Annotated in this window: 22 protein-coding genes; 14 read left to right on the forward strand and 8 right to left on the reverse strand. The window is 41.0% G+C overall.

Annotated elements, in window-relative coordinates; translation table 11 throughout:
• Positions 1-59: 59 nt before the first annotated feature.
• The gene (locus tag ACULLH_RS00660; RefSeq protein WP_454086792.1) at positions 60-1,061 is read left to right on the forward strand and encodes an NAD(P)H-dependent glycerol-3-phosphate dehydrogenase; all 1,002 of its coding nucleotides are present in this window, start codon (positions 60-62) and stop codon (positions 1,059-1,061) included.
• Positions 1,062-1,295: 234 nt separating this feature from the next.
• On the opposite strand, the gene ACULLH_RS00665 is transcribed toward ACULLH_RS00660, so the two are convergent.
• A complete protein-coding gene (locus tag ACULLH_RS00665; protein ID WP_454086793.1) occupies positions 1,296-2,048 on the reverse strand; it encodes a LytR/AlgR family response regulator transcription factor in 753 nt (250 codons plus the stop codon).
• A 121-nt stretch (positions 2,049-2,169) separates the two neighbouring features.
• On the opposite strand from ACULLH_RS00665, the gene ACULLH_RS00670 reads away from it, so the two are divergent.
• Positions 2,170-3,495 carry a PDZ domain-containing protein gene (locus tag ACULLH_RS00670; protein ID WP_454086794.1) on the forward strand — a complete coding sequence of 442 codons (1,326 nt, stop codon included), beginning with the start codon at positions 2,170-2,172 and terminating at the stop codon, positions 3,493-3,495.
• Here ACULLH_RS00670 and ACULLH_RS00675 read toward each other — a convergent pair.
• The 3 genes from ACULLH_RS00675 to ACULLH_RS00685 form a co-directional block, all read right to left on the reverse strand.
• Positions 3,492-5,159 (reverse strand): glycerol-3-phosphate dehydrogenase/oxidase, encoded by a 1,668-nt coding sequence (locus tag ACULLH_RS00675; RefSeq protein ID WP_454086795.1) that lies wholly within the window; start codon positions 5,157-5,159, stop codon positions 3,492-3,494. The two genes, ACULLH_RS00670 and ACULLH_RS00675, sit on opposite strands and share 4 nt — an antisense overlap.
• Before the next feature lie 81 nt (positions 5,160-5,240).
• Positions 5,241-5,558 carry an antibiotic biosynthesis monooxygenase family protein gene (locus tag ACULLH_RS00680; RefSeq protein ID WP_454086796.1) on the reverse strand — a complete coding sequence of 106 codons (318 nt, stop codon included), beginning with the start codon at positions 5,556-5,558 and terminating at the stop codon, positions 5,241-5,243.
• Positions 5,559-5,915 (reverse strand): hypothetical protein, encoded by a 357-nt coding sequence (locus ACULLH_RS00685; RefSeq protein WP_454086797.1) that lies wholly within the window; start codon positions 5,913-5,915, stop codon positions 5,559-5,561. It lies immediately after the preceding gene.
• Positions 5,916-5,976: 61 nt separating this feature from the next.
• Here ACULLH_RS00685 and ACULLH_RS00690 point away from each other — a divergent pair, with 61 nt between their 5' ends.
• The 6 genes from ACULLH_RS00690 to ACULLH_RS00715 all read left to right on the forward strand — a co-directional run bounded on the left by ACULLH_RS00690 (position 5,977) and on the right by ACULLH_RS00715 (position 10,807).
• On the forward strand, positions 5,977-6,489 hold the full coding sequence (locus ACULLH_RS00690; protein ID WP_454086798.1) for a CvpA family protein: 513 nt from the start codon (positions 5,977-5,979) through the stop codon (positions 6,487-6,489).
• Between the two features lie 246 nt (positions 6,490-6,735).
• Entirely contained in the window at positions 6,736-7,260 is a 525-nt protein-coding gene (locus ACULLH_RS00695) for a CAP domain-containing protein (protein WP_454086799.1), read from the forward strand.
• Between the two features lie 108 nt (positions 7,261-7,368).
• Complete coding sequence (locus ACULLH_RS00700; RefSeq protein WP_454086800.1) at positions 7,369-7,908, forward strand: 3-hydroxyanthranilate 3,4-dioxygenase; 540 nt, start codon at positions 7,369-7,371, stop codon at positions 7,906-7,908.
• A 2-nt stretch (positions 7,909-7,910) separates the two neighbouring features.
• Positions 7,911-8,282 carry a DUF1304 domain-containing protein gene (locus tag ACULLH_RS00705; RefSeq protein WP_454086801.1) on the forward strand — a complete coding sequence of 124 codons (372 nt, stop codon included), beginning with the start codon at positions 7,911-7,913 and terminating at the stop codon, positions 8,280-8,282.
• 73 nt (positions 8,283-8,355) lie between these two features.
• A complete protein-coding gene (gene amaB, locus ACULLH_RS00710) occupies positions 8,356-9,909 on the forward strand; it encodes an L-piperidine-6-carboxylate dehydrogenase (protein ID WP_454086802.1) in 1,554 nt (517 codons plus the stop codon).
• Between the two features lie 364 nt (positions 9,910-10,273).
• Entirely contained in the window at positions 10,274-10,807 is a 534-nt protein-coding gene (locus tag ACULLH_RS00715) for a hypothetical protein (RefSeq protein ID WP_454086803.1), read from the forward strand.
• Here ACULLH_RS00715 and ACULLH_RS00720 read toward each other — a convergent pair.
• Positions 10,804-11,529 (reverse strand): metallophosphoesterase, encoded by a 726-nt coding sequence (locus tag ACULLH_RS00720; RefSeq protein ID WP_454086804.1) that lies wholly within the window; start codon positions 11,527-11,529, stop codon positions 10,804-10,806. The genes ACULLH_RS00715 and ACULLH_RS00720 overlap by 4 nt on opposite strands.
• Positions 11,530-11,658: 129 nt before the next feature.
• Between ACULLH_RS00720 and ACULLH_RS00725 the strand changes: the two genes are divergently transcribed.
• Both ACULLH_RS00725 and ACULLH_RS00730 read left to right on the forward strand, forming a co-directional pair.
• On the forward strand, positions 11,659-12,606 hold the full coding sequence (locus ACULLH_RS00725) for a carbohydrate kinase family protein (protein ID WP_454086805.1): 948 nt from the start codon (positions 11,659-11,661) through the stop codon (positions 12,604-12,606).
• Positions 12,603-14,528 (forward strand): alpha-amylase family glycosyl hydrolase, encoded by a 1,926-nt coding sequence (locus ACULLH_RS00730; RefSeq protein WP_454086806.1) that lies wholly within the window; start codon positions 12,603-12,605, stop codon positions 14,526-14,528. Before ACULLH_RS00725 ends, ACULLH_RS00730 begins: the two co-directional genes overlap by 4 nt.
• Here the strand turns inward: ACULLH_RS00730 and ACULLH_RS00735 are convergent.
• From ACULLH_RS00735 to ACULLH_RS00745, 3 genes are all read right to left on the reverse strand, one after another.
• Positions 14,525-15,661 carry a DUF5929 domain-containing protein gene (locus ACULLH_RS00735; protein WP_454086807.1) on the reverse strand — a complete coding sequence of 379 codons (1,137 nt, stop codon included), beginning with the start codon at positions 15,659-15,661 and terminating at the stop codon, positions 14,525-14,527. The two genes, ACULLH_RS00730 and ACULLH_RS00735, sit on opposite strands and share 4 nt — an antisense overlap.
• A 79-nt stretch (positions 15,662-15,740) precedes the next feature.
• Complete coding sequence (locus ACULLH_RS00740) at positions 15,741-16,502, reverse strand: SDR family NAD(P)-dependent oxidoreductase (protein WP_454086808.1); 762 nt, start codon at positions 16,500-16,502, stop codon at positions 15,741-15,743.
• Between the two features lie 11 nt (positions 16,503-16,513).
• Positions 16,514-17,386 (reverse strand): aldo/keto reductase, encoded by an 873-nt coding sequence (locus tag ACULLH_RS00745; protein ID WP_454086809.1) that lies wholly within the window; start codon positions 17,384-17,386, stop codon positions 16,514-16,516.
• A 157-nt stretch (positions 17,387-17,543) separates the two neighbouring features.
• Between ACULLH_RS00745 and ACULLH_RS00750 the strand changes: the two genes are divergently transcribed.
• The 4 genes from ACULLH_RS00750 to ACULLH_RS00765 all read left to right on the forward strand — a co-directional run bounded on the left by ACULLH_RS00750 (position 17,544) and on the right by ACULLH_RS00765 (position 22,116).
• Positions 17,544-18,545, forward strand: coding sequence for an AAA family ATPase (locus tag ACULLH_RS00750; protein WP_454086810.1), 1,002 nt, complete (start codon positions 17,544-17,546; stop codon positions 18,543-18,545).
• Positions 18,546-18,616: 71 nt separating this feature from the next.
• On the forward strand, positions 18,617-19,483 hold the full coding sequence (locus tag ACULLH_RS00755) for a DUF58 domain-containing protein (RefSeq protein WP_454086811.1): 867 nt from the start codon (positions 18,617-18,619) through the stop codon (positions 19,481-19,483).
• The gene (locus tag ACULLH_RS00760) at positions 19,483-21,117 is read left to right on the forward strand and encodes a hypothetical protein (protein WP_454086812.1); all 1,635 of its coding nucleotides are present in this window, start codon (positions 19,483-19,485) and stop codon (positions 21,115-21,117) included. The genes ACULLH_RS00755 and ACULLH_RS00760 overlap by 1 nt, the downstream gene beginning before the upstream one ends.
• Positions 21,118-22,116 carry a vWA domain-containing protein gene (locus tag ACULLH_RS00765; protein ID WP_454086813.1) on the forward strand — a complete coding sequence of 333 codons (999 nt, stop codon included), beginning with the start codon at positions 21,118-21,120 and terminating at the stop codon, positions 22,114-22,116.
• The last annotated feature ends 4 nt before the right edge of the window (positions 22,117-22,120 follow it).

Below are 22,120 nucleotides of genomic sequence, written 5' to 3' on the forward strand. Positions count from 1 at the left end.
AATCAACATTTTACATATTAAAAATTAGAATGTTTAGTTTTACGCCATAAATTTTGTTGATGATTGAAAAACCTCGTTTTGGTGTTTTGGGAGGCGGCAGTTGGGGAACTGCGATTGTAAAAATGCTCTCCGAAAATTTAGATAGCGTTGCGTGGTACATGCGGAGCGTTTATGTTATAGAACATTTGAAAAATGAGGGACATAATCCCAATTATATCAGTTCGGCCGAGTTTGATGTTTCGCGACTCCAGTTGAGCAACGATATCAATGAAGTTGTTACGAATTCTGATGTACTCATTTTTGCAATTCCTTCAGCCTTTTTAGAAAGTGAACTTGAAAAGCTTACGGTTCCGATGGATGGCAAGATCATTTTTTCCGCCATTAAGGGAATCGTCCCCGAAAGTGGTTTGATCGTAGGGGAACATTTTCATGATGTTTATCAAATCCCATTTGAAAACATCGGCGTTATCACCGGACCCTGCCACGCTGAGGAGGTTGCATTGGAACGCTTATCGTACCTTACCATCGCCTGTGCCGATGCTGCCAAGGCCGAAATGGTAGCCAACAACCTTAAGAGCCACTACATTCGCACAAAAATTTCTGATGATATCATAGGAACCGAATATGCGGCCATGCTCAAGAACATTTACGCCATTGCAGCAGGAATTGCGCACGGCCTTCGGTACGGAGACAATTTTCAAAGTGTTTTGATGAGCAATGCCATCCGCGAGATGAAGCGTTTTATTGGAAAAGTATATAAAATGAAACGCAACATCAACAATTCGGCTTATTTGGGTGATTTACTGGTTACCGGCTATTCAACTTTCAGTCGTAACCGTATGTTCGGCAATATGATCGGTAGGGGTTACACGGTAAAAAGTGCCATGATGGAAATGAATATGGTTGCCGAAGGCTATTATGCCACAAAGAGTGCTTTCTTATTGAACGAAAAGAACAAAAAGAAGTCAAAGCTCCCCATCATCAATGCTGTGTACCAGATTCTTTATCAAGATAAAAATCCCAAAAAAGTCTTTAAAAAGTTGACCGAAAAATTGGATTAGAGTTACAATAAACAATTGACAATGACCAGTGCGCAATGTGCAGTGAACAATGAACAATGAACAATATACAGTTTGCAATTATATGTTAGAGGTTCGCTTACAGTAGATAATCCTTATTCGTCTTCACTCTTACCTACGACACTTTAGCTATCCAAATCCATAAACTAACAGACCACTGACCACTGCTGACTGATCACTGACAACTGATTACTGATTACTGATTACCGAACAACCTCAATTCAACAGGACCTCATCGCTAATGCTTTTCCCTCGCGGAATCGAATTATCCTGAATATCTATGGTCATAGCATCATATGCTTTTATATGGGCCTTGTTCACAATATAAGATTTGTGCACTCTTCTAAAGTTATCTGGTAACACCTGCAAAGCAGATTTTATGCTGCCATAACTTGTAATCTTTGATTTATCTGCCAAATGATAGGTCACATAATTGCCAAGTCCTTCAACAAAGAGAATGTTTTCAAAAGGGACACGATGGGTTTTACGGTTGGATCGAATTTCCAAAATCTCAGTCTCCAAACCTTCATTTTTTTCATGCTCGATAGCCCATAGCTGAAACAATTTTGCGCCAAGCACCAACAAAACTGTGGTGTTTATCAAAACAATGGCCCTTACCAACATCATTATACTGAACAGTCCCGAACTTGAATCGTTCAGCAATAATTCTTCATAAAATAGATGGATGAAAATTCGTTGCAATATGCCTCCCAAAAGCAGGGTAACCGCATATCCGGCAAAAAACTCCTTGAATTTTCGTTTCAACAAAAATCGTGGCAATAAAAAATAGATGGTAACATAAACGGCGAGGATACGAATGGGAAGTAAAATAAATTCCAGATAAAAAGATGCCAAATAGCCTTCCCCACTTACCCAAATCAACCCAAAAAGCACATAATACAGCGTCCAAAAAATAGCATGGGTCGCCACTCTTGAATTAAATAGGTAAAAATTAATGGTCGATTTCACGCACTATAAATTTCAAATCATTGTCAAGGACGTATTGGCATAAAAAACAGCCTCCTTCATATAAATTGTCGCTCATCTAAAAATAGGCAATCTAATTTTAAAGAAAACTTAAATCATCAGCATGAAATCAAAAAACGGATTATTTGTAATATGTGTTCTTGCCTTATTCTCAACTTTGACGGTTAGTTCCCAAATTTTAGGGAGAAGAAGCTCATGGGAAGCCAAAATAAAAGGACCAGATGGAAGCCTTCCAGGTGCTAAAATCATGGAAGTAAAGACCAATTCCCCACTTGGAAAAGCAGGGTTCCTAGCGAATGATTTGATCATTGAGATTGACGGAACAGCAATATCGGATGGAGAGGTTTGGAGCGAGGTTTCCTATGGGCTAAGGGCAAACACTACGACGAAAATCAAAGCCGTTAGAAATACAGAGGTTGTTGAGGCTACGGTCAAATTCAATCCCTTGGAAAAGGAAAGTCACGCCGGATTGGATACCTACTATGAAGAAGTCACCAGTCCGTACGGTATTACCCAACGCATCATTATTACCAAACCAAAAAAGGCAGGGAAACAACCTGCAATTATATTGATCGGCGGACTAAGCTGTTCCAGTATTGAAACGTATCCGGGACGAGGGGGTAATTGGGTACAAACGATGAAGGATTTGGTTGAAAAATCCGGCATGGTGGTCATGCGCATTGAAAAGCCCGGCGTGGGTGACAGCGAAGGGGATTGTAGTCAGTCCGATTTTAAAACCGATATAGAAGGTTTTCGGACAGCCATCAAAAAATTGAAGACAAAATCCTATGTTGACACTTCCAGAATCATAGTTTATGGGTCAAGTATGGGTAGCGCCCTGGCGCCACTATTTGCCAATGAATTTGATTTGGCCGGGGTAATTTCGGATGGCACATTCTTTAAGACCTGGTATGAGCACATGCTGGAGATAGAACGCAGATTACTGCAATTTCGTGGCAATACCGAATCCGAAATTGCGGAAAAAATGAACAAATATTATATCCCCTTATATTATGGTATGCTCATCGAGAAAAAGACCTATCAGGAGGTTGTGGATGCCTATCCGGCCCTTGCCGAATACAATTACCATTCCGCTGCACATATGTACGGTCGACCTGTGACCTATTATCAACAACTACAGGATTTTGACCTCGCTGGACAATGGGAAAAACTTAAAGTGCCTGTTCGAATTTTACGCGGCACCAATGACTGGATAATGTCTTCCTTTGATAATAAAATGATCATTGATGTTTTGGAACGAAATGGCCACAAAGACCATCTGCTTCATGAATATCCGGGACTAGATCATTGGAATACCATCCATGAAAGTCCAAAAGATTCTTTTGAGGGAAAACCAGGGAAATGGGACGAAGGAACCATCAATCTCATCATCGAATGGGCGCAAGAAATGGCGGGCTTAAAATCTTAAGTCCGTTCCAGTGAAAAATTGGAGTGGGTATCCAATATGGTCAAGAGGTTCTCTTTGAAGGATTGGATTTTATCCACATCATACCCGTAAGCATTCTTGAATTCTTCCAGAACAGGATCCATATAGTTTCGAACACTGTCAATGTCAAAATACAAGCGTCCCGTTCTGCGGATAAAGAAATCCATCGGGTTAATGACCATCTCGTTAGCAATTGCAAACTGGACTTCGGCGCATATCATCCGAACATCAGCTTGGGCATATTTTAAAGTGCTGTAATTTTCCAAAATGGCATCGGTCTGTTTGCCATAGGTGGTAACCAGACACCAAGCATCGTGTTCGGTGAATCCGTCTTCTTGGATTTGATCAAAAACTTGGGTAATGTATTTTTTTACTTGCTTGTATTTTTTAAAATCACTTCCGCAAAGCGGAATTTTATCTGTAACACAAGGCTCAACCTCAACATCGTGGTCTTCCTCCATTTTTTTGGCAATGCGGTTTACCACACGTTCGGCCATTTTACGATATCCTGTCAATTTTCCCCCAGCAATACTTACCAATCCTGTATCAGAAGTGAAAATTTCATCTTTTCGTGACAATTCGGATGCTGATTTACCTTCCTCATGAATCAATGGCCGCAATCCTGCCCAAGAAGAAATGATATCATCCATTTCCAAATTGATGGAAGGGAACATATTGTTCACTGCGGAAATCAGGTAAATGGCATCTGCCAAATTCACATCGACATTGTCTTTGTCCGAATCAAAATTAGTGTCCGTCGTACCTACATAGGTTACTTTTCCCCTGGGGATAGCAAACATCATTCGTCCATCAGGAATATCGAAATAAACGGATTGTTTTACGGGAAGTTTTTCCTTAGGAAATACCAAATGTACCCCTTTGGTCAGATGTAAGCGTTTTCCCTTTTTGGACTTGTTTACACTTCGCAGCTCATCGACCCATGGCCCTGCCGCACTGATCACATACCTTGATTTTATCTGAAATTCATCCCCGGAAACCTCATCCCTCACCTTGACACCGGCTACTTTTTCTTCAGTATATATAAAATCAATGACCTTGGCATAGTTCAGTGCCTCTGCCCCAAACTGAAGACTGGTCTTGATATTTTCAATGGTAAGTCGAGCATCATCAGTACGGTATTCCGCATAGTAACCAGCTCCGTTCAAAATCTTCTTTGGTAAAAGCGGCTCTAGTTTTAATGCTTCCTTTTTTTCCAACATTTGACGTTTATCGTCCCCGGTTACCTGGGCAAGAATGTCGTAAACTTTTAACCCGATTGATGTCAGCCATTTGCCATAGGAACCTCCTTCAATAAGGGGAAGCAGCATTTTTTCGGGCAGCACCAGATGAGGGGCCAATTTGTGCACAATGGCTCTTTCAGAACCTACTTCCTTTACCAGCCAAAAATCGAACTGCTTTAAGTATCGCAGTCCACCATGAATTAGTTTGGTGGATTTGCTACTGGTCCCCGAGGCAAAATCGCCTTTTTCCAAGAGCGCCACTTTCATTCCCCTTGAAGCGGCATCCAGGGCGATTCCCCCACCAGTAATTCCACCTCCAATAACCACCAAATCGAAATCTTTCTTCGAAAGTTTTTTAATGGTTTCTTGTCTATCTAAATTGGAAAATCTGAAATTTTCTTTCATAGCAAATGAATTAAGCCAAAGCAAAACGAAAAGATAATTAAAAAGCGAACAATTACAGGAATAGCTTAGATTAACTTCTTATTAATTCTTTTTGGTGAACTCATACTCCCTTTCCACCAAACAAATTCGAACCTTGTACCAAGAATACCAGTCTTTGATTCCTCTTTGTTGGGCAACCTGATGATCCATGTTGGCTTTCCAATTGGCAATGGTCTCAAGGCTCTCCCAATAGCTTATGGTGACACCCAGTCCATCATCCCGCGCACTTTCAAAATCGAGGAACCCAGGCTGCTGCCGGGCCAGTTCTTCCATATCCACGGCCATCCGTCCATAACCATGGTCTCCTTCTGTTCGAGTGCTGGTAAAGATTACCGCGTAGTAAGGTTTTTGTAACTCCATTTAGTCAATGTATTGCTTTTCCAAAAAATAGTTTACCAGTGCTTCTTTCATCAAAACAGTTTGCTCACCAGCCTTTAATGGGGGTAACTGTTCTTTGACCTTATAATGGGGCCAGCCGTCATCATCGAAAAAATCAAAATCATAATATCCATAAGGTTCAAGTAACCTGCAAATGGCAATGTGCATCAAATTGACCTTCTCGTCTTTCTTAAAATTTCTATGAAGTTTTCCCAGTTCCTGAACCCCGACCAAGTAAATGATCCCATCTAATTCCAAAGGATCTCCATCAGAAAATTGGTTGGATAATTTTTCCACCAAAAGCTCCCACCGCTCCTTAAGTTTATCGTCTCTCGACATACGCATATTTAGGAGTCGCAAAGGTACAAATCAATATCCTATATTTGTTCAAAACAGGGGTATGGAGTTTTTGGATATTGTCATCGGTGTTCTTTTGGTATGGGGACTTTACAAGGGACTTAAAAACGGGCTCTTTGTGGAAATTGCCTCATTGGTTGCACTTGTCGCAGGACTATACGGAGCCATTCACTTTTCCTATTTAGCGGGTGACTATATTTCCGAACGCATGGATTGGAGCGCTTCCTACATTAACATTACCGCCTTTCTTATCACATTTTTTGCCATCGTCTTGGCAGTGCATTTTGCTGGAAAGTTTTTGACAAAGATTGCGGACTTTGCCATGCTCGGACTATTGAACAAGATTGCCGGTGGGATATTTGGCGCGTTAAAAGTTGCCATTATTGTTGGCGCCCTGCTTATTTTCTTTGAACGACTTACCTCTTCTTTCAGTTTTGTCAATGAAGAAACCAAGAAAGAATCCATCCTTTACGAGCCGGTAAAAGAAATTGGTGCATTTGTTTTTGATCTAGTTCTTAAAGATGAACCCCAAGCACAGGATTCGACAGAAGAATAGGCTTCTGAATTGATATTCAACTCTTTACAACAGCATTATTGCGCATCTCGTACAAAATGTATGTTTTTCTCGATGAATGGGAATCCCCGATAAGTGCTTTTTGGGGATTTTTTGGAATTTATTGCATCTCAACGGATTAATACACCCTCCTATGGAGGAATTATGGCAAAACTGCTTTCCTCTTCTAGCTTAGCCCGACGAGAACATTTGGGATTAGAGAACAAATCCCAACGATTGCCCCCGAAAATGAAAAAAATAAAGTACGCTTTTTTAGCCGCGGCATCTGTGGTGGTATTAATCACATGCAGCAAATCTTCCGATGTGGAAGACCAAACCGATCTTTCCGGTACAATCACTGGTAATGAGAAAATCATAGTTAATGCTTCAGAAATGGAAGATGAGGTTCTTGATTTAGTAAATGAACATCGGTCATCGATAGGCGCTTCAGCCTTGATTTCCAGTCCTTCATCTTATAAATATGCCCAGGGTCACAATATCTATATGATTTCAAAAAATAAGTTGAGCCACGACAATTTTGATGCTCGTGCCTCTAGTATCGCTGCTGAAATTGATGCGGTGGAAGTAGGTGAAAATGTGGCTAGGTTCTATTCCTCGGCCGAATTGGTTGTTGACGGATGGCTTAACAGTAGCTCACACAAAGAAACATTGGAAAAACCTTTTACACATACTACCCTGAGTGTACAATTGGATAAAGAGGGACGACCTTATTTTACACAAATATTCATGAAGGTAGAACCAAACAACCCATAGTACAGTTGTTATATTAGTGCTAAAGAAGGCCTGCAAATTGCAGGTCTTTTTTGTTAAAGCCTATGTTGCCAAAAAGGTTTTTTATACCTTTCACAAAATCATTGCAATATGGCGATAGCACCACCTTTTAATCTCAGCAAATGGATTGAGGAAAACAGGGATTCCCTGAAACCTCCGGTAGGCAATCGAAATCTGTACAAAGAGGCCGGAGATTATATTGTTATGATTGTGGCTGGGCCCAACGCACGAAAAGATTATCATTACAACGAGACCGAGGAGCTCTTTTACCAGTTAGAGGGTAACATCGAAGTGCATATTCAGGAAGATGGTCAAAAAAAGACCATGCAACTAGGTCCTGGAGATATGTATTTACATCCTGCGAAGGTCCCGCATTCCCCGGTTCGCCACAAAGGGTCTATTGGCTTGGTTGTGGAACGGAAAAGAGCCGACATGAACGTGGATGATGGTTTGTTATGGTTCTGCGACAATTGCAACCATAAATTGTATGAGGCCTATTTTACGCTCCACGATATCGAGAAGGATTTTTTGGGACATTTTAAACATTTTTATGGTTCCAAAGAACTGCGTACCTGCGATAGTTGTGGCACAGTGATGCCCGTTGATGAACGTTTTATTGCAAAAGATTAGTTATGCTTATAGCCGCAAAATTCTTTATAGTACTCGTTGCCGTTTTACATCTGTATTTTTTATGGCTGGAAATGTTTGCATGGACCACAAGAGGTAAAAAAGTATTTCGCTCTTTCCCTGAGGATCTGTTTGAACCCACCAAAACCTTAGCAGCCAATCAAGGCTTATACAATGGCTTTTTAGCAGCCGGATTGATCTGGTCCTTATTGATTGAGAACCCCCAGTGGCAACTCAATGTTGCGCTATTCTTTTTAGGATGTGTAGCTGTTGCCGGAATATATGGAGCTCTTACCGCTTCCAAAAAAATATTCACGGTTCAAGCGCTTCCGGCACTTATAGGAATTGCCCTTTTGCTGTTATCACATTTCCTCTAAAAATCTTAGTTTCGCTCTCTCGTATTATTCGTAGTTTTGAAAAATATAACAATTCACACTTAAAAAGTTATAAATGTCAAAAATTGCAACGGCTGTTGGAATGGCCGAAGCCCTAAAACAACTTGGGTTAACAGAAGTAAACAATGGAACCTCAACAGGTTCGCAGAATTTTGGTTCAGGTGAGCTAATCGAATCCTATTCTCCGGTAGATGGTGCCTTAATCGGCAAGGTGAAAACCACTACCAAAGCTGATTATGAAAAAGTCATGGAAGCTGCGTCCTCTGCATTTGCCGAATGGCGTTTGGTACCTGCTCCCCAAAGGGGCGAAGTTGTCCGACAATTTGGAGACAAGCTCCGTGAGTTAAAAGAACCATTGGGAAAACTGGTTTCCTACGAAATGGGGAAATCCTACCAAGAAGGTTTGGGTGAGGTTCAAGAAATGATTGACATCTGTGACTTCGCTGTAGGCCTTTCGCGACAATTGCACGGTTTGACCATGCATTCTGAAAGACCTGGGCATCGAATGTACGAGCAATATCATCCTTTAGGTATTGTGGGAATCATATCTGCCTTTAACTTTCCGGTTGCCGTATGGGCCTGGAATACCGCATTGGCATGGATTTGTGGCGATGTTTGTGTTTGGAAGCCTTCTGAAAAAACTCCTATATGTAGTGTCGCCTGCCAAAATATCATTGCTGAAATATTAAAGGAAAATAACCTTCCGGAAGGAATTTCTTGCCTTATCAACGGTGACTATAAGGTAGGTGAGTTTATGACCAATGATAGGAGAATTCCTTTGGTCTCGGCCACGGGATCCATTCGCATGGGAAAAATTGTCGCTCAAGCTGTTGCCGCCAGATTGGGAAAATCGCTTCTTGAACTTGGTGGAAACAACGCAATTATTGTTACACCGGAAGCCGATATCAAAATGACAGTGATCGGAGCTGTTTTTGGTGCGGTGGGGACGGCGGGTCAACGTTGTACCTCAACACGTAGACTCATCATTCACGAATCTATCTATGATCAGGTCAAGACCGCCATTACAGATGCCTACAAACAACTTCGTATTGGTAATCCGTTGGATGAGAACAATCATGTTGGGCCACTTATTGATGCCGACGCTGTAAACATGTACACGAAAGCACTGGAGGAAGCCAAAAAAGAAGGTGGGAACATCTTGGTTGAAGGAGGAGTGTTAACTGGTGAAGGTTATGAAAGTGGTTGCTATGTGAAACCGGCCATTGTTGAAGCAGCAAACTCCTTCGAAATTGTTCAAGAGGAGACTTTCGCTCCTATTCTATATCTGTTGAAATATTCAGGTGATGTCGAAAGTGCCATTGCACAGCAAAATGGTGTTGTACAGGGTCTTTCATCGGCCATTATGACCAACAATCTTAGAGAAGCTGAAAGATTTTTGTCAGCTTCAGGAAGTGATTGTGGTATTGCTAATGTGAATATCGGAACTTCAGGAGCAGAGATCGGGGGAGCCTTCGGAGGTGAAAAAGAAACTGGAGGTGGACGTGAAAGTGGTTCGGATGCTTGGAAAGTTTATATGAGAAGACAGACCAACACCATCAACTACACCACAGAACTTCCCCTGGCACAAGGAATAAAGTTTGACCTGTAAAAATAAAGCCGCCTATTTTCGACGAACTTGGAAATAGGCGGTTCTATAAAACCAACTTAACTAACTCAAACTTTAAAAAAATAACCCTACTTCAATGCCGGAACTTCGTCGGGAGAAATAGGGTTCCTTACCTAATATATACTTCAAATTTCTGCATAATTCCCCTATTTTAAACCGGTCGTGGTGTCACTGGTCAATAAAATTGTATGATTGGTTCCTTTTTATTCATCAATAGTTGATCTACATCCTGGACAGGAATCCCCATTTCTTCTTAAGAAGCTCACATTCTTGGGGTTAAACCTTATTTTTTTAGCATTTTTTTAATACTTTGTAGGTATAGATAATTATCACTAACCTCACCACAATGGATTTTGAGCACATAAATATTTGGTATTGGGCCCTTGTTGTTTTAGTAGGACTCATGGGCGGAATTATAGGTTCTTATTGGGGGAAGGCAAAAGGCTCATCCAATGAGGAACTAGAGATACTTCAAAAGGAAAACGAAACCCTTAAAACGGAGTTGGAAGCTTGCCGAAAAGAAAAGTCAGAAGTCGTTGCCCCTGCAGAAATAGAAGCTGCAACACCCTTAGCAGAAAATGGATTTGATGCAGCGGCCGCCAAAACCGCTTTTGGCAAAAAAATAAAAGAGGACGATCTTACCCTTGTTGAAGGAATAGGTCCGAAAATCCAAGGATTGTTTCATAATCATGGTATTAAAACTTGGAAAGCTTTATCCGAGACGTCTACGGTAAAATGTCAAGAAATTTTGACCTCTGCAGGCAAAAGATATCGCATCCACGATCCCGCTTCATGGCCTATGCAAGCCAAAATGGCCTATAAGGGACAATGGGAAGAGTTGGCCAAATGGCAGATTAAACACAAGTCAGGAAAATTTTAATTTCTCCCTCTTTCCCCAGGGTAAAAAGTATGGACGGGATCGCTTTGCCAAAACTCCTTCGTTTCAACGTCCATCATGGTAAGCTGGCCCATAAATGCAGCTCCGGTATCAATATTCCATACATTGGCCCCTCTTACGGGAACAGCGGTGGTGTTTTTTGAAATCGGCGTGTGACCAATAAAAATCTCTTTGTAATGGGTCAATCGTTTTGGAAAGTTGCGATCTTCAGGTTTTAAATGTGGATCTAAGGCTTTTGCCAATTCCCATAAGGTTCGGTCCCAATAAAATAATTGGTCGAAATATTCATAATCCACTCCTTTTAAATTAGTGTATCCCGCATGAAGGTAAAGTCGATTATCGTTGTCCAAAAAATAGTTTTTCAATCCAGCATAGAACTCGAGATGCGAATCCCAGTGCTCCCTGTTCGAATTCAAGTATGAATCTCTTGTTGCAGTACCTCCGTGGGCGAGCCATTGCGGATTTTCCTCTTTGGTCAACAACCAATGCCTACAAAGTTCATCGTGATTTCCGCGGATAAAAGTGCAGTTGTGGGTCTGCTTCAATGCAATTAAAAAATCAACAGTTTCCACTGCCGTACTCCAAGCATCGACATAGTCCCCCAAAAAAATCAAGTGGTCTTGTTCACTAACATTGGCTATCCCCAAAAGTTGCTCCAGTGCTCTTAATCCTGAATGGACATCCCCCACAACCAATGTTCGCATAGTGAATTTTTTGGCAATGATACGTACAAAAGAAATGGAAAGTGATAAATTAATGTAAAGTTTAAAGTGTTTAGAATTTTTGGTGATGGTATAATTTTCTATGTACATTGTACTATTCCAATCAAGAAAATGAAAAAAGTATTCTGTGTCGGGGAGTTATTGATAGACTTTGTAGCTGAAAAACAGGGAAACGACCTTTCAAAAGCTGTTACTTTCACTAAAAAAGCAGGAGGAGCACCCGCAAATGTTGCGTGCGCGATTTCAAAACTTGGAGGAAAAAGTTTTTTTATCGGCAGTGTAGGCAACGACCCCTTTGGTAATTTTTTGCTTGATGTTCTCAAAGAACAAAGGGTGGATATCTCAATGGCGCAAACCAGTGATACCTTTACCACTTTGGCTTTTGTCTCTTTGGCAGAAGATGGGGAACGTGACTTTGTGTTCAGTCGTGGTGCCGACAGAGAATTGACCTATGATGCTGCGCTCCGTAAAAATTTCCATGGCAATATCATACACCTAGGTGCAGCAACAGCTCTTTTGGGTGGTGCTTTGGAGAAAACCTATGGCAAGTATTTGTTCGATGCGCTGACAAAGGAAATGTTCATCAGTTTTGACCCCAATTTTAGGCAAGATCTATGGAAGGACAACGAACAGAAGTTCATTAAAAAATGTATGCCCTTTATTGAAAAATCACATTTATGCAAGTTCAGTCTAGAAGAGGCCCAGATTCTATCAGGGAAAGATGATGTGCACGAAGCTTGTGCAACCCTTCACGAAGTAGGGGCCAGAATAATAACGGTTACCTTGGGCAAAGAAGGTACCTTAGTCAGCATTGGAGATGCTAAAACAGTGGTTCCCAGTATCACTGTAAAGCCAGTTGATACTACTGGTGCAGGTGACGCATTTATAGGCTGTTTGCTATACCAGATTGCCAATTTGGTCAACTTCAATCAGGTTTTTGAAAATTACGACCTTCTCCTAAAAATGGTTGAAAAAGCCAATAAGGCTGGTGCCATCACTACAACAAATTACGGAGCAATTGTAGCTCTTCCCACAAAATCTGAATTGGAAGCCTTATGAATCAGGCATCCGTACATCGATTAATGACCTTACTGGACGAAAAAAAGGATCCATCCCAACTTTTTGATCTTCGATTGTCGGCAAACCTAGGTCTTGTGCAACGGCTGTTCCATCAACTTTATCCGCAGGAAACCTCATCCAGGCAATTCGAAAAATTGCTTTCCCTTCTTCCCAAACTATATGATTCAAGACCGGGCGAATTGAAAGTTCAAGATTTGAATCGTCTGGAAAGTGGGAATTGGTACCAATCGGAAAAAATGGTGGGAATGCAACTCTATGTGGAGCATTTCAACAAAGACCTGAAGGGACTGCAATCCAAACTACCTTATCTCAAAGATTTAGGAATCAATTTTTTGCATTTGATGCCCATTACACCTAGGCCCAGTGGAGAAAATGATGGTGGATATGCGGTAAACAAATATTATGGTGTGGCTAAACCCTACGGTTCATCCAAAGATTTAATGAATCTGTCCCAAGAGCTTCGAAAACAGGATATGTTTTTGATGTTGGATTTTGTGGTCAACCATACTTCTGATGAGTTTCAATGGGCAAAAAAGGCAAAGGCAGGTGACAAAAAGTATCAAAATTACTATTACACCTATGCGGATGACACGGTTCCCAAAGCATTTGAACAATCATTGCCTGAAGTATTTCCGGAAACATCCCCTGGAAACTTCACCTTTGATCCTGAGATGAAACGATGGGTCATGACCGTTTTCAACAGCTACCAATGGGATTTAAACTATTCCAACCCCGAAGTTTTTCTGGAAATGTTGGCCAATCTGGTCAAAATGGTCAATCAGGGCGTAGATGTTGTTCGCTTTGATGCCTTGGCATTTCTTTGGAAAAAGATGGGTACAATCTCCCAAAACCTTCCTGAGGCCCATACATTGATCTCATTGTTCAGGATGTGTCTGCAAATTATAGCCCCAGGGGTCATTTTTCTTGCTGAAGCCATTGTGGCACCTAAAGAAATTGTAAAGTATTTTGGTGATGGTAGCACCGCAGGAAATGAATGCGAGATTGCGTACAATGCTTCGCTGATGGCATTGCTTTGGAATTCGATTGCTACCAAAAAAACGCTTTTGCTACACAAGAGTCTGACCAATATTCCACAAAAACCCGAGGATTGTACTTGGATAAACTATATCCGGTGTCATGATGACATTGGTCTTGGCTATGATGATGGTTTTATCCATGAAATCGGATGGAATCCACAATTACACCGCAAGTTTTTATTGGACTACTATTGTCAACGATTGGATTGGTCTTCTTCCACCGGATTGCTTTTTATGTACAATCCCAAAACAGGTGATGGAAGGATCGCTGGTAGTGCCACCTCTTTGCTGGGCCTGGAAAAAGGTATTGTAAATAAAGACAAAGACTTGATTCAGGAAGCCGTTTCCAAAATGATATTATTATATGGTATTGTGATATCATATGGTGGTATCCCCTTGATATATGGAGGCGATGAAATCGGAACTTTAAACGATTATTCCTTTTTGGAAGAACCGTCCAAGAAGGAAGACAGTAGGTGGGTAAACCGCCCCATGCAAGATTGGGATATGGTCACCAAACTAAACGATAAAAAGCTCCCACAATCCAAAATCTTCCATGCTTTAAAAAAACTGATAGCCATTAGAAAAAAACATGCCGTTTTTGCGGATAACAACAATCTGGTCATCCACCATACCGGCAATGACCACATCTTTGCCTATGAACGTACAGGGGATTCTGAAGGATTTTTGGTTTTATGCAATTTTGATGAAAAAGAACAGGTTTTACAATCCCGATGGATCGCCAAATTGGGATATTTTACCAAAGGAGAGCCCAAAAATCTGGTTTCGGGTAAAAAAGTTACTTTAAGTAGTGGGTTATTACCGTTGGAGCCGTATCAGATTATGTGGCTGATAAAAGCTTAATTATATCGCACCTTCCTCAGTATTCGCAAAGATTCTTTCAAAGAAAGATATACATTTTTATGGTTGGCCTTTAAAAGGGGTCTGGCCCGCTCCATTTGCTCCTTTGCTTCTTCAAAACCGTTCAAATAGCATATAAGATAGGTCGCAGGTAAGTGGGACAGATCATTTGCTTCAGATTTATTTAGCTCAATCTTCTTTTCCAATTTTTGGAGCAGGGAGTTATTGGAATTCAATACATGGAACAAGGTTTTTTTGTCATATTGAGGAGGCTCGAAGACCAATTCACTGTTTATGCTATACTTTCCGTTTTCAGAAAATGTAATCACCATCTCTTCCAAAGGAAAATACTTTTGCTGGGTACCAAGTCCTAGTTGCACGTATTCGAGCATACTAAAGGAATCTTCATTATGGGTGATGGTTATTTCGTCCAAGGCAGAATAAAAGAGTTTTACCTGCTCGTTGATCAATTCAATATCTACTCTTGAATAATACGTTTTATCCTTTAATACTTTTTTGTTTCCCGCCCAGCAAACCACGAACTGTTCTTTAAAGACTTTGTAATCACTGGTCAAGTCGGCATGTCTTGTGTTGATAAAATTGATTACGGCATCCAAGGTGAGTTCAATATTGTTGCGGGCATGTTGTTCTATGGTTGCAACAGCCTTTGAATTGATATCTTTTAGCTCAATATCGAATGCTTTGGGTAGACTGATGCTCCCTTCCCTGAAAAAAACCGCACCGCCATAGTATTTCCATATGTTTTTCCGAAGCGCACATACTTTCCCATTCGATTTTATGGTGACCAAACCCACAACCTTACCTTCGGGAAGATGGGGAAACGGAATATTTTCATAAGAAATTACGGGAGGGTTGTCCAGATAGGCATTTACCAAATTTTGAATCTTGCTGTCGTCAAAGAAATCTACTCCGACTATCTCATTGTCGGCATCTTCAACTCCGATAACAATAAAGGAATTGTTCCTGGGATTACTGTTTGCCAATGCACAAACATGTTTTAAAAACTTGGCTTTACCCTCTTTTTCACCAATGGAAATAAAACGCTTTTTGTCATAAAAACTATTCTCGTCATTATGTGCTAAAAGGTTTTTGACCAATAGGCGTTTGTTAATCATGGTAGATGGTTTCGAGTTTGGCGATATGGGTTACGAGTACTACACATTCTCAATCAAATAAACTTTTATCCCACAACTTTCACCCTACATCCTTTTTTACAATAGTACTGCTGGCTTGGGCCGTTGGCATGACCACCAAATCCGCAATATTAACATGATAAGGTCTAGTGATGGCAAAGTGGATGATTTCGGCGATATCTTCCGGCAGTAGAGGTTGAAATCCTTGGTACACTTTTTCGGCCCGGCCCGAATCTCCCTTGAATCGTACATCGCTAAATTCGGTTTCCACCAAACCGGGGTTAATGGCACCTACTCGGATTCCGTGTTCATTCAAATCAATCCGCATTCCTTGGTTGATGGCATCCACGGCATGTTTGCTTGCACAATACACATTGCCCTTGGGATAAACTTCCTTGCCTGCTGTGGAACCAATATTGATGATATGGCCTTCCTTTCGTTTCACCATTTGGGGCAATATCGCATTCGACACATATAATAACCCCTTTACGTTGATGTCCATCATGGCATCCCAATCGTCAGTGCTTCCTTGATCGATAAAATCCAATCCATGGGCATTCCCCGCATTGTTGATCAAGATATCTATCTGGGAAAAATCAGCTGGGAGTCCTTCGATAGCTTTTTGCACTGCTTCTTTGTCACGAACATCAAAATTTAAGGTGTGGATGTTGGCGGTTTCACCTAATTCAGCCTTCAGAACAACCAGTCTGTTTTCTCGTCTTCCGCAAAGGATTAAGTTAAATCCATGCTTGGCCAACAGTTCGGCCGTGGCCTTTCCTATGCCACTGGTAGCCCCCGTTATAAATACCGTCTTCTTTTCCATATAATCGTTTTCTATGGTACAATATGTCCTTGACTAGCTTTTAAGAGCTCGAACCAATCCTGTCGTTGAAGCTCGATACCCACAGCCTTTGCCGATAGCGCAATTCTGTCTTTATTGGTAGTTCCTATAACAGGATGAACCCCGGACGGATGTTTTAATATCCAGGCCAATAGCAATTGGCTTTCCTCAACTTTATATTTTGCACTAAGCTCTGTCAACTTTTCTTTGATTCGTTGAGTTTGGGCGTTGTCCTCTCTGAAAACACTTCCCAATGGGCTCCATGCCATGGTCATTCTCTTATGGGAAATACAATCATCGAATGTTCCATCATACATGGATATGTCGTGGGTCAGCGAAAACTCAACCTGATTCGCCGATACGGGGATCACAGTTTCAAGCATGGCAATCTGGGATGACGTAAAATTGGAAACCCCAAATTCCCTTATTTTGCCACTGGTCTGCAAATGGGTAACCGCTTCAGCGATTTCATCCGGTTGCATTAAAGGACTTGGCCTGTGCAAAAGAAGTAAGTCCAAGTACTCCGTTTGCAGGTTTTTTAGTGATTCCTCGGCCGACCAAATGATGTAATCCCTACTATATTCATAATGTGGTATGTAGTTTTCGTCCCTCGAAACCCTTTGAATACCACACTTACTGATCAATTGTATTTGGGCTCTGTCAATCTTGCTTTCTGAAAAGGCGGCACCAAAATCAGCTTCGGTGGTGTAATCCCCATAAATATCCGCATGATCAAAGGTGGTAAGCCCATTCTCAATACAATGGCCCATTAAGTCGATGATCTCATTTTTGGGAAGTTTCTTGCCCCAGCTTCCCCAGGTCATCGTTCCCACTATAATTCTTGAATAATTATTTGTATGTTGCATAAAGGATGAAATTATAAAATTAAACCCTTAAATCCTTCACAAAACTTGGGGTTCAGCGTTTTTTTTAACCATTAATTAACAGGTGGATTTTAAATTAATTTTCATTTTGCACTTCTTAGAAAAACACTGACATTAACGCATTACAATTATAATTTGTATGGAAGAAAACACTACTATCGATATTAGTGCTGTGAATGAAAAAATTGCCAAGGAAAGTGCTTTTATTGACCTTCTTACACACGAGATGAACAAGGCCATAGTAGGCCAAAAACATATGGTGGAACGCTTGCTGATAGGTCTTTTAGGAAAAGGACATATTTTATTGGAAGGTGTTCCCGGACTTGCAAAAACACTGGCCATAAATACATTGGCCAAAGCCGTAAAAGGTGGCTTTAGCAGAATTCAATTTACTCCTGACCTGCTACCTGCCGATGTCGTTGGGACCATGATCTATAACATCAAGGAAAATGATTTCTCGATAAAGAAGGGACCTATTTTCGCAAATTTTGTTCTGGCGGATGAGATCAACCGAGCTCCGGCCAAGGTACAATCAGCCTTGCTTGAAGCGATGCAGGAAAAACAGGTGACCATCGGTGATGAAACCTTTAAATTGGATGCTCCATTCTTGGTAATGGCCACACAGAACCCGGTTGAGCAAGAAGGTACATATCCACTACCGGAAGCCCAGGTTGACCGTTTTATGTTGAAAACCGTTATTGATTATCCAAAATTGAACGAGGAACAGTTAATCATAAGACAGAACCTTGGTGGATCAAATGAGCCCATTAAACCTGTGGTGACCTTGAAGCAAATTTTGAGCGCCCAAGAAGCCGTGCAGGATGTCTATATGGACGAAAAAATTGAAAAATATATTTTGGATCTGGTATTCGCTACCCGTTATCCAGAAAAATACAATCTTGAAAACCTTAAACCCCTTATCAGTTTTGGTGCTTCGCCTAGGGGAAGTATCAACTTAGCCAATGCTTCAAAATGCTATGCATTTATTAAAAGAAGGGGATATGTTGTTCCTGAGGATGTAAGGGCCGTTGTTCATGATGTACTAAGACACCGTATCGGAATAACGTATGAAGCAGAAGCTGAAAACATCACCTCAGAAGAAATCATAAACAGGATTGTAAACGAGGTAGAAGTGCCTTAGGGTTCAATATTTCTTGTTAGGGCGACTGACCAGCTTAATTTGTAACAAGAGTACGATATTCCTTGAACCAAATGGATACAAAAGAGCTACTTAAGAAGGTACGTAAAATAGAGATCAAGACTCGACGTCTTTCCGACCATATTTTTGGTGGGGAATACCACTCTACGTTTAAAGGTAGGGGTATGACCTTCAGTGAGGTGCGCCAATACCAATTTGGTGATGATGTTAGAAGTATCGATTGGAATGTTACAGCCCGATATAATGAACCTTACGTAAAGGTTTTTGAGGAAGAACGTGAACTTACCATGATGTTGATGGTGGATGTGAGTGGATCAGAACTCTTCGGAACCTCCAATCAATTCAAAAAAGAAGTTATTACCGAAATTTCAGCCACTTTGGCTTTTTCTGCCATGCAGAACAACGATAAGGTAGGCTTGATTCTGTTTTCCGATGAAGTTGAACTCTTTATTCCTCCCAAAAAAGGAAAAAGCCATGTATTGCGAATCATTCGCGAACTTCTTGAGTTTTCACCAAAAAGCAGCGAGACCAATATTGCTGAAGCCTTAAAGTTTTTGACCAATGTGATGAAGAAGAAGGCCATTGTCTTTGTGCTATCCGATTTTATAGCCGATGACTATGACAATACCCTGCGTATTGTGGGCAATAAACACGACGTTACCGGAATTAGGGTATATGATGAGCGCGAGGAATCCATCCCGAATTTAGGTATGGTACAAATGCAGGATGCCGAAACCGGACTATTGCAATTGGTGAACACACGTTCAAAAAAAGTGCGTAACGCATATGGTCAATTCCATCGGGAGAAAGTAGATTATTTTCAGGATTCATTTACAAAATCAGGATCCGGGGTTATTAACTGCAGGGTCGACGAGAGTTACGTGAAAAAATTGTTGGGTTATTTTAAACGAAGAGGATAATGGGAGTGAAAAGTTTAAAATACAGCTTGGAAATCGCAGCAGCAATGTTGCTCCTACCTTTCCTTGCCCTTTCACAAGATTCCAAAGTTTCTACCCAAATTGACACGACCTCTATTAAAATTGGGGAACAAATTAAATACACCATAACGGTTGAAGCCGATTCGTTGGATGTGGTTCATTTCCCAGAAGGCCAAACATTTTCTCCTCTGGAAACCGTGGAGGCCATCATGAAGGATACCGTGAAAAATAACAACAGGGTTATCCTTCAAAAAGTATATGCCCTCACACAATTCGATAGTGGGGCCTATACAATTCCTCCCCAGCGGATCGCCATTAATGAACAGCCATTTTTTACCGATTCATTCCAAGTAAAAGTTGCTGATGTCGCAGTCGATACCACCAAGCAGAAAATGTTCGATATCAAACCTTTGATCAAGGTTGAGAAAAGTTATGCCAAACTGTGGCTATGGATCCTTTTTATTGTCTTGGGGCTACTAATTGTAGGAGGATTGGTCTATTGGTTCTTTTTGAGAAAGAAACCTTTGACCGAGGAAGAAAAAGAAGCCTTATTACCTCCTTATGATCGTGCCTTGCTGGAACTTAAGCGCTTGGAAAATTCAAGATACCTTATCCAGGATGAATACAAAAAATACTATTCCGAGCTAACGGATATTGTGCGGTCCTATCTTGAAGAAGATGTACATGTTTCTGCCCTTGAAAGTACAACCGGACAATTGATTGCCAAATTGGAAATGCTTAAAGATGCTGGTGAGCTTAATCTAGAGGATGAGACCATTACACAATTCCAAAAGATATTGCAAACAGCGGATCTGGTCAAATTTGCCAAATCAAAACCACCTACATCTACAGCAGAGGAAGACAGAAAGATGGTGGAGCAAATTGTTGTAAAGACACATGATGCCCTTCCTGAGCCCACCGAAGAAGAATTGATGCTGACAGAAGAATACTTGGAAGAGTTGGCCAAGAAGAAACAGCGCAAAAAAATCTATTGGGCTGCGGCCATCTTTATTGGGGTAATATTTCTGGGGAGTGCTGTTTCAATAGCATATTATGGGTTTAAGGAGGTCAAGGATACTGTTTTTGGACATCCTACCAAGGAGCTTCTGGAAGGAGAATGGGTGGCAAGTTCTTATGGTTATCCGCCTATCGACTTGGAAACCCCCGACGTCCTTATCAGACAGGAAGTGGAATTGCCACAACAGATTATGGACAGCATCCAGGAAATGCAAACTTTTACCTATGGAAGCTATATCCAGCACTTATCTATAAGTAGCACATCTGTCATGTTCAAAAACAATCAAAGTGATCCTGACTTTGAAGGGGCCCTTGGTGCTGCTCTTGGAATTTTTGAACAAGTGGGTATTAGAAATATTATTACCAAACAGGAGGAATTTGCCACAAAATCAGGTGTTTATGGACTTAAAATGTTTGGTTCCGGTAATTTTAAAAACCCCGCCACCCAAAAATCAAAGCGATTGAAATACAATATTCTTTTGTTTGGCGGTAAAGGATTTATCCAACAAATAGCCATGACATGGGAAGATGGGGATGAGTATGCCGAGGAGATAGTGGCAAGAATATTGAGTTCATTGGATGTAAAAACACAAGTATAAATGTTTGAAAATATAGAATTCGCAAACCCACAGTTTTTCTGGTTGCTTTTACTGCTTCCATTGGCTTTGCTATGGTATTTTTTCAAACGGAAAGATGAAATCGCTTCTCTTAAGATTTCTAGTACAAAAGGATTTACCGTAAGTAGTTTGGCCTCAAAACTCAGACCCTTGTTGTTTGTGCTCCGTCTTTTGTCGCTAACGGCCATAATCACCGCCATGGCAAGACCACAGATTGAAGACATTTCTACGCGAACCAAGACTACTAAGGGTATTGATATTGTGATGGCCATTGATGTTTCATCAAGTATGTTGGCTCGGGACTTAAAACCGAATAGACTTTCTGCATTAAAGGAAGTTGCAGGTGATTTTATCAAGCAACGGCCCAATGATCGTATCGGTCTGGTTGGCTATGCTGGTGAAAGCTATACCAAAACCCCTATTACCAGTGATAAATCAATTGTTCTAAACGCGCTTCGAGAAATATCGTACGGAGAATTGGAAGATGGTACTGCCATTGGTATGGGATTGGCCACTTCTGTTAACCGATTAAAGGAGAGCAAAGCTATAAGCAAGGTTATTATTCTGCTGACTGATGGTGTAAACAACTCAGGTTTTATTGAACCATCGACCGCTGCAGATTTAGCCGTTGAATTCGGAATCAAGACCTATACCATTGGACTGGGAACAAATGGAAATGCTTTGACACCAGTAGGCTACAAAAGAGATGGAACGTTCCGCTACGGCATGCAGCAGGTGAAAATTGATGAGCAATTACTAAAAGAAATCGCTAACGTGACAGGCGGAAAATACTTTAGGGCGACAGATAATGAGAAGCTCGAAGAAATTTATGATGAAATCAACAAACTCGAAAAGACCGAGATTGAAGAATTCAAATATTATAAGTACGACGAAAAGTTTAGACCATTGATACTCTTGGCAGGGGTCTTGCTATTAGTGGAATGGGGATTGCGAAACTCAATCTTTAAAAGCTTTATTTGATCAT

The sequence above is a fragment of the Flagellimonas sp. 2504JD4-2 genome (assembly GCF_053642935.1).

Bases quoted from the DNA above. Each gene is read 5' to 3' on its own strand.
- ACULLH_RS00660 (WP_454086792.1), top strand. From the start codon at position 60: ATGATTGAAAAACCTCGTTTTGGTGTTTTGGGAGGCGGCAGTTGGGGA.
- ACULLH_RS00670 (WP_454086794.1), top strand. From the start codon at position 2,170: ATGAAATCAAAAAACGGATTATTTGTAATATGTGTTCTTGCCTTATTC.
- ACULLH_RS00675 (WP_454086795.1), bottom strand. From the start codon at position 5,159: ATGAAAGAAAATTTCAGATTTTCCAATTTAGATAGACAAGAAACCATT.
- ACULLH_RS00680 (WP_454086796.1), bottom strand. From the start codon at position 5,558: ATGGAGTTACAAAAACCTTACTACGCGGTAATCTTTACCAGCACTCGA.
- ACULLH_RS00685 (WP_454086797.1), bottom strand. From the start codon at position 5,915: ATGTCGAGAGACGATAAACTTAAGGAGCGGTGGGAGCTTTTGGTGGAA.
- ACULLH_RS00690 (WP_454086798.1), top strand. From the start codon at position 5,977: ATGGAGTTTTTGGATATTGTCATCGGTGTTCTTTTGGTATGGGGACTT.
- ACULLH_RS00695 (WP_454086799.1), top strand. From the start codon at position 6,736: ATGAAAAAAATAAAGTACGCTTTTTTAGCCGCGGCATCTGTGGTGGTA.
- ACULLH_RS00700 (WP_454086800.1), top strand. From the start codon at position 7,369: ATGGCGATAGCACCACCTTTTAATCTCAGCAAATGGATTGAGGAAAAC.
- ACULLH_RS00705 (WP_454086801.1), top strand. From the start codon at position 7,911: ATGCTTATAGCCGCAAAATTCTTTATAGTACTCGTTGCCGTTTTACAT.
- amaB (WP_454086802.1), top strand. From the start codon at position 8,356: ATGTCAAAAATTGCAACGGCTGTTGGAATGGCCGAAGCCCTAAAACAA.
- ACULLH_RS00715 (WP_454086803.1), top strand. From the start codon at position 10,274: ATGGATTTTGAGCACATAAATATTTGGTATTGGGCCCTTGTTGTTTTA.
- ACULLH_RS00720 (WP_454086804.1), bottom strand. From the start codon at position 11,529: ATGCGAACATTGGTTGTGGGGGATGTCCATTCAGGATTAAGAGCACTG.
- ACULLH_RS00725 (WP_454086805.1), top strand. From the start codon at position 11,659: ATGAAAAAAGTATTCTGTGTCGGGGAGTTATTGATAGACTTTGTAGCT.
- ACULLH_RS00730 (WP_454086806.1), top strand. From the start codon at position 12,603: ATGAATCAGGCATCCGTACATCGATTAATGACCTTACTGGACGAAAAA.
- ACULLH_RS00735 (WP_454086807.1), bottom strand. From the start codon at position 15,661: ATGATTAACAAACGCCTATTGGTCAAAAACCTTTTAGCACATAATGAC.
- ACULLH_RS00740 (WP_454086808.1), bottom strand. From the start codon at position 16,502: ATGGAAAAGAAGACGGTATTTATAACGGGGGCTACCAGTGGCATAGGA.
- ACULLH_RS00745 (WP_454086809.1), bottom strand. From the start codon at position 17,386: ATGCAACATACAAATAATTATTCAAGAATTATAGTGGGAACGATGACC.
- ACULLH_RS00750 (WP_454086810.1), top strand. From the start codon at position 17,544: ATGGAAGAAAACACTACTATCGATATTAGTGCTGTGAATGAAAAAATT.
- ACULLH_RS00755 (WP_454086811.1), top strand. From the start codon at position 18,617: ATGGATACAAAAGAGCTACTTAAGAAGGTACGTAAAATAGAGATCAAG.
- ACULLH_RS00760 (WP_454086812.1), top strand. From the start codon at position 19,483: ATGGGAGTGAAAAGTTTAAAATACAGCTTGGAAATCGCAGCAGCAATG.
- ACULLH_RS00765 (WP_454086813.1), top strand. From the start codon at position 21,118: ATGTTTGAAAATATAGAATTCGCAAACCCACAGTTTTTCTGGTTGCTT.